Origin of the sequence: Cytobacillus massiliigabonensis (assembly GCF_900199725.1) — a bacterium.
In the GTDB taxonomy this organism is placed as follows: domain Bacteria; phylum Bacillota; class Bacilli; order Bacillales; family Cytobacillaceae; genus Cytobacillus; species Cytobacillus massiliigabonensis.
Window position 1 is genome coordinate 2,783,844 of record NZ_LT904904.1, and the last position, 11,449, is coordinate 2,795,292.

Annotated in this window: 8 protein-coding genes; all 8 read right to left on the bottom strand. The window is 39.1% G+C overall.

The genetic code is table 11. From position 1 onward, the window contains the following. Positions 1-55: 55 nt before the first annotated feature. The 8 genes from C1726_RS24955 to C1726_RS24990 all read right to left on the bottom strand — a co-directional run bounded on the left by C1726_RS24955 (position 56) and on the right by C1726_RS24990 (position 11,127). Positions 56-823, bottom strand: a complete 768-nt coding sequence (locus C1726_RS24955) for a hypothetical protein (RefSeq protein ID WP_102275621.1) — start codon at positions 821-823, stop codon at positions 56-58. A gap of 117 nt (positions 824-940) precedes the next feature. Then, positions 941-2,368 carry an alanine/glycine:cation symporter family protein gene (locus C1726_RS24960; protein ID WP_102275622.1) on the bottom strand — a complete coding sequence of 476 codons (1,428 nt, stop codon included), beginning with the start codon at positions 2,366-2,368 and terminating at the stop codon, positions 941-943. Positions 2,369-2,537: 169 nt separating this feature from the next. Further along, the gene (parC, locus tag C1726_RS24965) at positions 2,538-4,985 is read right to left on the bottom strand and encodes a DNA topoisomerase IV subunit A (RefSeq protein ID WP_102275623.1); all 2,448 of its coding nucleotides are present in this window, start codon (positions 4,983-4,985) and stop codon (positions 2,538-2,540) included. Further along, complete coding sequence (gene parE / locus C1726_RS24970) at positions 4,985-6,961, bottom strand: DNA topoisomerase IV subunit B (RefSeq protein WP_102275624.1); 1,977 nt, start codon at positions 6,959-6,961, stop codon at positions 4,985-4,987. Before parE ends, parC begins: the two co-directional genes overlap by 1 nt. A gap of 370 nt (positions 6,962-7,331) precedes the next feature. Beyond that, positions 7,332-7,745: a CoA-binding protein gene (locus tag C1726_RS24975; RefSeq protein ID WP_102275625.1), complete on the bottom strand. Its 414-nt coding sequence runs from the start codon at positions 7,743-7,745 to the stop codon at positions 7,332-7,334. A 264-nt stretch (positions 7,746-8,009) separates the two neighbouring features. Beyond that, positions 8,010-9,347, bottom strand: a complete 1,338-nt coding sequence (locus C1726_RS24980) for a 5'-deoxyadenosine deaminase (protein ID WP_102275626.1) — start codon at positions 9,345-9,347, stop codon at positions 8,010-8,012. Then, positions 9,344-10,513, bottom strand: a complete 1,170-nt coding sequence (locus tag C1726_RS24985) for a M20 family metallopeptidase (protein WP_102275627.1) — start codon at positions 10,511-10,513, stop codon at positions 9,344-9,346. The genes C1726_RS24980 and C1726_RS24985 overlap by 4 nt, the downstream gene beginning before the upstream one ends. After that, on the bottom strand, positions 10,513-11,127 hold the full coding sequence (locus C1726_RS24990) for a DUF1989 domain-containing protein (RefSeq protein WP_235822847.1): 615 nt from the start codon (positions 11,125-11,127) through the stop codon (positions 10,513-10,515). The genes C1726_RS24985 and C1726_RS24990 overlap by 1 nt, the downstream gene beginning before the upstream one ends. Positions 11,128-11,449 lie beyond the last annotated feature (322 nt).

The following is an 11,449-nucleotide window of genomic DNA, read 5'->3' on the forward strand; positions in this document are numbered from 1 at the left end:
CCCCTTTTTACAGCTCCATTTCATATAGTTTATGAAGATCACCTTCAAAACGTGATTAATGCCTATTCCCCTTTCCTTTTCCTTCCAATATTTTCGTATCCTTGACTATCCATTTTCCGCTCTCATATATCCAGGTTGATTCAACATTCGCAATCCAATCAGTGTGGTTTGCCCCACTTATTGCTTGAACTCCTATCAATCCGTTCTTTTTTCCATCCACTGCAGCTGGTTTTAAAGCAGAGTAGCCATCGACCATCAGCTCTGTAGGTTCACTTAGCTTGCCATTTAAAAAAAGTCCACTTTTTTCATAATCCGCACCCCTATTTCTTAAATCAAAAGTAACCGATTTTCCTGTCTCCTGTATCATGATGGAGGCTTTATAGCCATTATGAAATTGCCCGTTAATGACGAGCGGATCTGGAACAGTTAAATCTGTTAACTGAAATTCCTTTAAGGTATACAAATAAGAATTTGATAATCCACCACTTCCCCCTGTTTCTACACTAACTAATATATCCTTCACTTCATCATGATTTAAATCAACAAATTGAACACCAGGTCGTATTCCACCCTCTAATTTTGCTTCGTATTCTTTCCCATTCGAGGCAGCAATAAGCAGTTTCATTTCCTTCAAATATTCTTGCCCTTCTTCATATGGAATGCCTTTTATTTCAATAATGTCTTCTTTTCCATCTCCGGTTATATCATTTTCATTTTTTGAAACTGTTATCCACTTATTCTTATTTTCACCTGCATAGACCCCAGTGATCGATAGGGTCATAAAGAAAAGGGCTGCAAGTGCAAAAACCATTTCTTTTTTCATTCAATATACCTCCCTTATTCTTCATCTATTATGTCCAATTTTGGAAATATAATGTAGAAAAAAAGGCTGCAAACAGAAAAATCCTCCTGCTTTTTAAAAGTCAGGAGGATTTCATTGTTACCCTTTATTTTTTAATGCCTCTTCCCTTGTTTCCCAGCATTCAATTCCATCTAAACCTGGAATAGAATCGGCATAGAAAACTGGATCTTTTCCTTCTTTACGCTGTGCCTTATAATCCTTTAATGCCGCGAAAGCTATTTTTCCTAGCATAACAATAGCTACTAAGTTGATTAATGCCATGATTCCCATAAATAAATCGGCAAGATTCCAAACAATAGCTAAATCCACTACCGCACCAAAGACTACCATTCCTATAACAGCTATGCGGTAGATGAATAGCGCGGTTGGACTGTTTTTAATAAACTCAATATTTGTTTCTCCATAATAATAGTTGCCAATTACTGATGTAAATGCAAATAAGAAAATAGCTACAGCAACAAAAATCGGTGCCCATGAACCAATATGAGAGCTTAGTGCAGCTTGAGTTAATTGAATACCTGTTAAATCTGACGTTGAAAAGTCTCCATATAATAAAATAATAAATGCTGTTGCTGAACAAATAAGAATCGTGTCAACAAACACACCTAATGTTTGTATCAATCCTTGTTTGACGGGGTGGCTAACAGCAGCAGTTGCAGCCGCATTCGGGGCACTCCCCATCCCAGCTTCATTCGAGAACAGTCCGCGTTTTACACCCATCATAATTGCAGCACCAATTGTACCGCCAAGTACCTCATCCAATCCAAATGCCCCTTTAACAATCATAACGATAAGATTTGGAATTTCAGAAATATTCATGATGACCACTGCAATAGCAACGAATAAATAAATAACAGCCATAATTGGTACAACTACTTGCGAGACGTTTGCAATGCGTTTAACTCCGCCAAAAATAATAATGGCAGTTAATACAGCAAGTATGATTCCTATTGTTAATCGGCTTGTTCCAAATGCTTCATTAAAGGCTAGAGAAATTGTATTTGATTGTACTGAGTTAAATACAAGACCAAAACAGAACGTAATAATAATGGCAAAAATAATCCCCATCCAGCGTTTATTTAGCCCTTTTTCCATATAATAAGCCGGACCGCCTCGGAATCCGTCCTTATCCTTTACCTTGTAAATTTGAGCAAGTGTACTCTCAACAAAGCTTGAAGCTGCACCTAAAAAGGCAATTAGCCACATCCAGAATACAGCACCAGGACCGCCAGCTGCGATCGCGGTTGCAACCCCAGCAATATTTCCTGTTCCTACTCGTGAAGCTGCACTAATACAGAAAGCCTGAAAAGAAGAAATTCCTCTTTTCCCATCTGCGGTAACCATGGACTTGTCTCCCAATATACGAAACATTTCCCCAAAATAGCGCAGTTGAACAAACTTGCTTCTAAAACTGAAGTAAAGACCTAAAATAATTAATGCCGCAATTAAAACATAGGTCCAAATGATGTCATTCAAATACCCAATAACCGATTCTAACAATTCCATACTTTTCCTCCCTTGTTGTCGGATCTAGATAGATATCTTACTATTTCAAAATAATATTACTTTCTCTAATCTATCAAAATTATAATTAATAGACAAGTTGATTTTTTCATTGTAAGTTTTTCCATCTTAAAAAAATAGAGAATCCCCCACCATGAGCGGGGGATTTCATTTATTCAAAAGATGTATTTTCTTCTTCTGAAGCCTTTACTTTCCAAACATCTTTTATCTGACCATATTCTGATTCATCAATAATAAATGAACCATTTGAATAGCGATCATTAAATCTTATATCTGCTGCTTTCGTTGATTCAATATGACCCTTATCCGTTTCAATATAGACATCATCCTTGCCCGCTGCAATTAGGGATCCAATTACACGATGAGGATTAGATTTTAATTCTCGCAGCATGACAACTCCGCGTTTCGCTCGAGTGGTTCGCTCGAATTCAGTCAATTTCATTTTTTTGATTGAACCGCGTTGAGTCACAATCACAACTGACTGGTCTTTCGTTTGTTCAATCAGCTGACCGCCAGTAACAAAGTCATCATCTTTTAAATTGATCCCTTTTACACCAGCAGCCCGTGTACCGACAATGTTTACCTCTTCCTCATGGAACCAAAGGGCATAGCCATTATAAGTTGATAAGAAAAGTTCTTTCTCACCGTTCGTTTCATGAACATCGATGACCTCGTCCTCATCTTTTACATTGATCGCAACTAAAGGTTTTGAATAGCGCTGAGCCTTATAATCCTTCAATTCCGATTTCTTAACCATGCCGTTCTTTGTTACAAAGAGTAAAAATGAAGAAGTATCAAATTCCTTAATTGGCAGTGCCTTAACAATTGTCTCATCACTTTCAATCGGAATAATATTTGCGATATGCTGGCCAAGTTCCTTCCAGCGGATATCAGGAAGGGTATGAACAGGGCAATACAAATAATTTCCTTTGTTCGTGAATACAAGCAGCACATCCGTTGTATTCATTTCAAGCTGTGCAAGGATTCGATCAGAATCCTTCATGCCGAAATCCTGCCCATTGGATGCAGCAAATGACCTTTGACTTGTCCGCTTCACATAGCCTTCTTTCGTAACAGTCACAATGACATCCTCACTTGCAACGAGGACTTCAAGATTAATTTTGATCTCTTCAATTTCAGCTTCAATCTTTGTTCGACGTTCATCCGCAAAGCGCTTTTTCACATCTTTTAGCTCTTTCTGAATGACAGCATGCAGCTTTTTTTCACTTTGTAAAATAGCTGTCAGCTCTGCAATTTTCTTAGCTAATTCTTCTGCCTCTGCACGCAATGCGGTAATATCTGTGTTCGTTAACCGATAAAGCTGTAAAGAGACGATTGCTTCTGCTTGCGGTTCAGTGAATGCAAATTTGGCTATTAAATTATCCTTTGCATCTCGTTTATCTTTTGATGCACGGATAGCAGCAATTACTTCATCCAAAATGGACAGTGCCTTCATCAAGCCTTCAACGATATGCTGTCGTGCCTGAGCTTTTTCTAATTCAAACTCAGATCTTCTTGTAACTACTTCTTTTCGATGACCAATATAGGCATCTAATAATTCTCTGAGACCCATCAGCTTTGGATGACGGTTATGAATGGCCACCATATTAAAATTATAAGTAATTTGCAAATCACTGTTTTTATAAAGATAATGTAGGACTCCTTCTGGATCTGCATCCTTCTTTAACTCTATGACAATACGCAAACCCGTTCGATCCGTTTCGTCACGAACCTCTGCGATTCCCTCAACTTTACGGTCTAAGCGAAACTCATCAATTTTCTTAACGAGGTTTGCTTTATTTACCTCATAGGGAATTTCCGTTATAACAATCTGCTTTTTGCCGCCTCGAATATCCTCAAACTCAGCCTTTCCGCGGACAATTACTTTTCCTTTTCCTGTTTCATAGGCTTTCTTAATCCCTTCAACCCCTTGGATTATCCCGCCTGTAGGAAAATCTGGACCCTTTACATGCTCCATAAGTTCATCAACTGAACAATCTGGATGATCCATACGGTGTATGACACCATCAATCACTTCATTCAGATGATGCGGAGGAATCTCCGTAGCATAACCAGCCGATATTCCTGTTGAGCCGTTCACTAGAAGATTCGGGTACATGGCCGGAAGTACAGTTGGTTCCTCTGAAGTATCATCAAAGTTTGGAACAAAATCAACAGTTCTTTTTTCAATATCCTTCAACAATTCTGCCGAAATTGCTGATAGTCTTGCTTCCGTGTAACGCATTGCTGCAGGGGGGTCTCCGTCAATGCTGCCGTTATTCCCATGCATTTGAACGAGCACATTACGAACCTTCCAATTCTGGCTCATTCGAACCATCGCTTCATAAACAGAAGTGTCTCCATGCGGGTGATAATTACCTATAACGTTACCAACCGTTTTCGCTGATTTCCTAAATCCTTTTTCATGCGTATTTCCTTCTACATGCATAGCAAATAGAATTCTTCGCTGAACAGGCTTTAATCCATCACGTGCATCCGGTAGCGCACGTTCTTGTATTATATATTTACTATATCTGCCAAAACGATCACCAAGAACGTCTTCAAGAGGGAGGTCACGAAATTTTTCTGGTGCATTCATTATTCATTTCCCTCCTCTAATACAGAAATATTCTCATTTTCAAGAATGCTGGCATCCTCTTCAAGTCCAAATGCCACATTCGATTCAATCCATTTTCGGCGCGGCTCAACCTTGTCTCCCATTAGTGTTGTTACACGTCGTTCTGCTCTGGCAGCATCATCAATCCTCACTCGAATCAATGTTCTTGTTTCTGGGTCCATTGTCGTTTCCCAAAGCTGGTCCGCATTCATTTCCCCAAGCCCTTTGTACCGCTGCAGAATATATCCTTTTCCAACCTTTTTAATCGTATCTTGGAGATCATCATCACTCCAGGCATATTCTATTATTTCTTTTTTTCCAGTTCCTTTGCTTACCTTGTATAGTGGAGGCAAAGCGATGAAGACTTTTCCTACATCAATTAATGGCTTCATATAACGATAGAAAAAGGTCAGAAGCAGCACTTGAATATGAGCTCCATCCGTATCTGCATCTGTCATGATAATAACCTTATCATAATTGATATCTGCTACGTTAAAATCCGCTCCGACACCTCCGCCGACAGCGTGAATAATCGTGTTAATCTCTTCATTTTTAAATATATCCGCAAGCTTTGCCTTCTCTGTATTAATTACTTTCCCTCTTAGTGGCAAAACTGCTTGAAAGCGTCGATCTCTTCCTTGCTTTGCGGAACCGCCAGCTGAATCTCCCTCAACTAAATATAATTCATTTTTCTCAGGATTACGTGATTGTGCTGGGGTTAATTTACCGGAGAGGACAGCCTCAGACCGTTTTCTTTTCTTTCCGCTTCTCGCATCCTCTCGAGCTTTACGCGCAGCTTCTCTCGCTTGATACGCTTTTATTGCCTTTTTTATTAAAAGCGAACTAACATTCGGATTCTCTTCAAGAAAATAGGAAAGATGCTCAGAAACAACGGAATCCACTGCTGAGCGGGCTTCACTTGTCCCAAGCTTTCCTTTTGTTTGCCCTTCAAATTGAAGCTGATCCTCTGGCACTCGTACAGAAACAATTGCTGTGAATCCTTCTCGTATATCAGAACCATCAAGATTTTTATCTTTTTCCTTTAAAAGATTCACTTTTCTCGCGTACTCATTAAAGATCCGAGTCATGGCTGTTTTTGCCCCTGCTTCATGAGTACCGCCATCTTTCGTGCGGACATTATTAACAAATGAAAGAACATTTTCTGAATATCCATCATTAAATTGAAAAGCAAACTCCACTTCAATTTCATTATGCTGTCCTTCAAAGCTGACGACTTGATGGAGGACATCTTTTTCCTCATTTAAATATTCTACAAATGCTTCAATTCCATTTTCATAATGAAAGGTTTCCTGCACACCATTTCTATCATCAATGATTTCAATTTTCATCCCTTTTAATAGAAATGCTGATTCTCGCAAGCGCTCACAAAGCGTTTCATAATTATAAGTCGTTGTCGAGAAAATAGATGGATCCGGTTTGAAATGAATGGTTGTTCCTGATTGATTGGTTTTCCCTACTTTTTCAAGAGTAGTAACTGGTTTTCCACCATCTTCAAACCGCTGTTCATATACAATTCCGTCACGTTTAATTTTTACAACCAGCCATTCTGATAGTGCGTTAACAACTGAGGCACCTACACCATGAAGGCCGCCGCTCGTTTTATAGCCGCCCTGGCCAAATTTTCCGCCAGCATGCAGAACGGTTAAAATGACTTCTGGAGTCGGCTTACCCATACGGTGCATCCCAGTTGGCATTCCCCGGCCTTTATCAACTACGCTTATTGAGTTATCTTTATGTATTTTGACAATAATATGGTCTCCAAAGCCTGCCAGCGCTTCATCCACCGCATTGTCGACAATTTCATAAACAAGATGGTGAAGACCTCTTGCATCTGTGCTTCCAATGTACATACCAGGGCGTTTTCTTACAGCTTCAAGCCCTTCGAGTACTTGTATGGCATCATCATTATAATCAAAGGTTTCTTGATTCCTTGCCACAAACATACCCCTTTCATTTCCAAGAACGCAGGTTAACAATTTACTTGTATATAGAAAACCTTTTGCGGTAAACAAAATTTTATTCTATGTATACAGTTAAACACTCGTTTATGTATTCGTTTAAAATAAAAAATATCCTTTATTTATATGGAAAACCAGAAATAAGAACGAACGTTCCATCTCTTTATTTTACCATAATTTTTATCGTTGCCTATTGCTTATTGTATCTATTTATTCTGTTTTGGCAAATGACGTATCTGTTAATTCTTTCATCCATCAACGGTTTTTCTGCTTAGAAAGCCCGTTATTTCAACGTTTTTGAAAAATAATTAAAAAACATGAGATCTGTATCGATCTCATGCATTTTTAATTATTTTGTTAAGGCATGCTCTACTTTAATGCAGCGGTCCATCACTACTGTATAATCCTTTTCTTTAAGAAAATGATACGCTTCTTCATTGATGCAGCCTAACTGTGCCCAAAAAACCTCTGCATCAATATCCGCAAATTCCTCTGCTACCTGTGGCAAATGCTCTGAACGTCTAAACACATTTACGATATCAATATGTCCTTCAATTTCCTTTAAAGATTTAACCGCTTTTACTCCCAAAACTTCATCAACCGTCGGATTAACAGGGATAATCTCATACCCTGCATCCTGCATCGCTTTAGAAACCATATAAGATGTTCTTTCAGGGTTGCCGCTTAGACCGACGACTGCAATTCTCTTTGCTTTTTTCAATATAACCCCGAGCTCTTCCCGGCTTGGAATTTCAATTGTCAATTTACGAACCTCCTTATTTAAAAGCGTAAGCGCCTTTGGAACAATCAAAATGCAGATTGTTCCTGCGAGGATTACTCATTGGAGCTTTCCTTAATGCTCAGCCCCGACAAGCATAAGACAATCCTTACAGAAAGGTGCTCTTTACCTTTTTGGGAGGATTGGCTGTAGACCATCGAGGGGCTAGGCGCTGAAGCTAGATATTATTCATCTATCTTTATAATACAGAAAAGTTAGTTCGTTTTCTAATCATTGACAAAAATATTTCTAATAAACCACATTCTCAAGCTTTTTTAATAGCCGTTTAATCGCAATATTAGACTCTTTTAATATGATTGCCTTATCTATTGTGTGAAGCTGCCGATTTTCCATTAATAATTTTCCATTTACAATCGTTGATTCTACATCCGCTCTTGTTGCAGAATAGACAATCCGCGAAATCGGATCAATATCATACGAAGGGTACACATGAAAATCGTTTAAGTTTAAGATGACTAGATCCGCTTTTTTCCCAGTCTCAATGCTGCCAATTTCATTCTCCATTCCTACTGCCTTTGCCCCGCCAATTGTTGCCATCCGGAAGACTGTTCGTGCATTCATCGCTGTTGGTCCATGGACAGGCTTCTGAATAATAGCGGCTAGCCTCATCTCATTAAACATATCCAAATTATTATTACACGGGGCGCCATCAGCACCTAAGCTTACATGCGCATGATGGTTAAGAAGAGATGGCACTTCAGCTATGCCTGAAGCAAGCTTTAAATTGGAGCCTGGACAATGACTTACCTTTACGCCCCGCTCTTTAATAATTCTTTTTTCTTCCTCTTCAAGCCATACGCAATGAGCAAGGATCAAACGTTCATTTGCTAATCCAATATGATCTAAATAGACAACATTGCGCATTCCGTGTTCTTTCTCAACCAGAAGGATTTCATTCGCATTTTCAGAGGCATGGGTATGCACGCAAACCTTGTATTTTGCTGAAAGATCTCTTACATTTGTTAGTAATTCCTCGGAACACGAAACTACAAATCTAGGGCAAAAAGCATATTGAATACGGCCGCTATCATATCCATGCCATTTTTCTAGCAAATCCACACTTTCTTGAAGGGACGTTTTTGTATCTTCACGTAAGCGGACAGGAACTTCATTTCCCTTATCCATCATTACCTTGCCTGCAAGTGCGCGTATCCCGCTCTTCGCTAGTGCCTGAAAGGCAAATTCAGTATGGTGAACGGTTTCCATATCAACTACTGTTGTTGTTCCGCTTTGTAAAAGCTCTCCGATTCCAAGCATAGCCGAATAATAAATGGATTCCTCATCATGTGATGCTTCGAGAGGCCAAATTCTTTGCTTTAACCAGTCCATTAGTTCAAGGTCATCTGCTTGACCCCGAAATAATGTCTGACAAAGGTGAATATGTGTCTGAACAAAGCCTGGAATGACCGTTCGGCCAGTCGCATGGATGACTTTATCTGCTGTATGAACTAGATCATGGCCAATCTCGACAATTCGGTCATCCACAATATAAATATCACCAGTTACGATTTCTTCATTCCTATTCATCGTGATGATTTCGGCATTTTTGATCAGGATGCTGCTCATTTTATTCCTCCTTGCAGCGGGCTATTATGCCAATCCATTTGTGACTCAAAAGTAAGTGCAAGTTTTTTATAAAATTCTATCGCGCGGATAAATGCATCGATGGGAACTGATTCATTTGGCTGATGAGCCAGCTTTTCATCTCCAGGTCCATATATTAAAGTTGGAATTTCACTTCTCGGATTGAGGACTGTACCATCTGTATAATATGAGACACCATAGCATTGGTCATCAGTTTCACCTTTTATAGCTAAGGCAGATTGAATAAGAGCGGATGATGATGATGTAATAATGGAAGGCCGATCTAATATTTTTGCTACTTTGTATTCATAAAGCTGATGATTCTCGACAAGTTTATCTAACTTATTGTTTAGTTCCTTAATTAATTCTTCATGATCTTGTGGAGGAACCGTGCGAATATCTACTCGAATGGTACAGCGATCGGGAATCACATTTGTCTGGATTCCGCCTTCAATCATTGTTACTGCTACACTGCTGCTGCCTAGAGGTTCTCTAGCTATTTTCCAGCTTAATTTCAATGATGTTAGTTCATTTATCACATGTACCATATGATCGACAGCATTAATTCCATAATCAGGCATTGAACCATGAGCTGTTTTCCCATAGGCGGTAATTTCAAGCCAAAGTGCACCTTTATGACCAACGACCACTTTCTCATTCGTCGGTTCACCGATTACAAGTGCATCAACCGTTCGATTCTCATTTTCTTCTAAGAAGGCTCTAGCCCCACAGCTATCTACCTCCTCACCAGCTGTTGCAAGGAACGTGATGGTTGGAATAGGAACTATTTTTTCTAGAAATATCGATTCAATTGCTAAAAACATTGCCGCTAATCCGCTCTTCATATCGGAAGCGCCTCTGCCATAAATTTTGTTGCCAATAACCTCACCAGAAAAAGGCGGATAGGTCCATTCCGATTCTCCGGGAGATACTGTATCCATATGACCGCAAAAGAAGAGATGCTTATCTCCAGAGCCTTTCAATGTAACCTCAAAATTACTGCGGTTATTTCCAAGACTAGTTACTTTATAAGGCAAATCGTTCACCATGCATCTTTCGATAAAAGCCTTTGTTACTTCATGTTCATTCCCTGGTGGATTTGAACTATTAATGCGGAGCAGCTTTTGGAGAAACTGGACATCATCCATTATTTCGCCTCCACAATTTGCATTTTTAACGAAGTGACCTTCCACCCATTAACAGGCGCAAGGTCTTGAGAACATGTAGTACATGCTATGACGGTATCATCCAATGCCTTTAGCCTGACATAATCACCTGGCTTCGAAAGCGGTTCGGCAATAAAATAATCACCTAAATCATCTACAACATTATTCATAAATAAATTTATTGGATCTGGAATGATTGGAGGATCGATGTTGTATTTTCTCAATGCCGTTTGCAGGTTATCATGACAGTTCGGATGATCCTCCATATCAAAATCCATCTTATAGCGGTAATAATCACATGCTGGAAAGAAGAAATCATGCTTTCCGACCGTATCTTCAACAAGCTGCATGAGCGGACGGCGTCTGTTACTGTACAGGAAGTCACCAATTTTTAACCGGATGCTGCTTAAAGATGCCCTCATATGTACGGGAGAGACATATTCGCTCGGATCCGCATGATTAAAGCAAACGAAATCGCCTACCTGTTTGCCATCCATATCAATTATAATGAGCTCTTCTCCCTTTCGTAGAAATGCACTTCTTCCTTCGTACGGAGGAATGATAATTTCCTCACGAATCCGTTCTTGATTTAACATCTCATCCACCTGCCATGCTTTTTTATTTTGCGGGAACGCCTAATTTGGGAAGGAATTCATTTTATTTGCAAAATACATAATTTTATTTGCAAGCTACCAGATTTTTTTGCGTAAAATGAATTTTATTTGCAATCTACCAGGTTTTTTTGCATAAAATGAATTTTATTTGCAAGCTACCAGGTTTTTTTGCGTAAACTGAATTTTATTTGCAAGCTACCAGGTTTTTTGCGTAAACTGAATTTTATTTGCAAGCTACCAGGTTTTTTTGCGTAAACTGAATTTTATTTGCAAGCTACCAGGTTTTTTGCATAAAATGAATTTT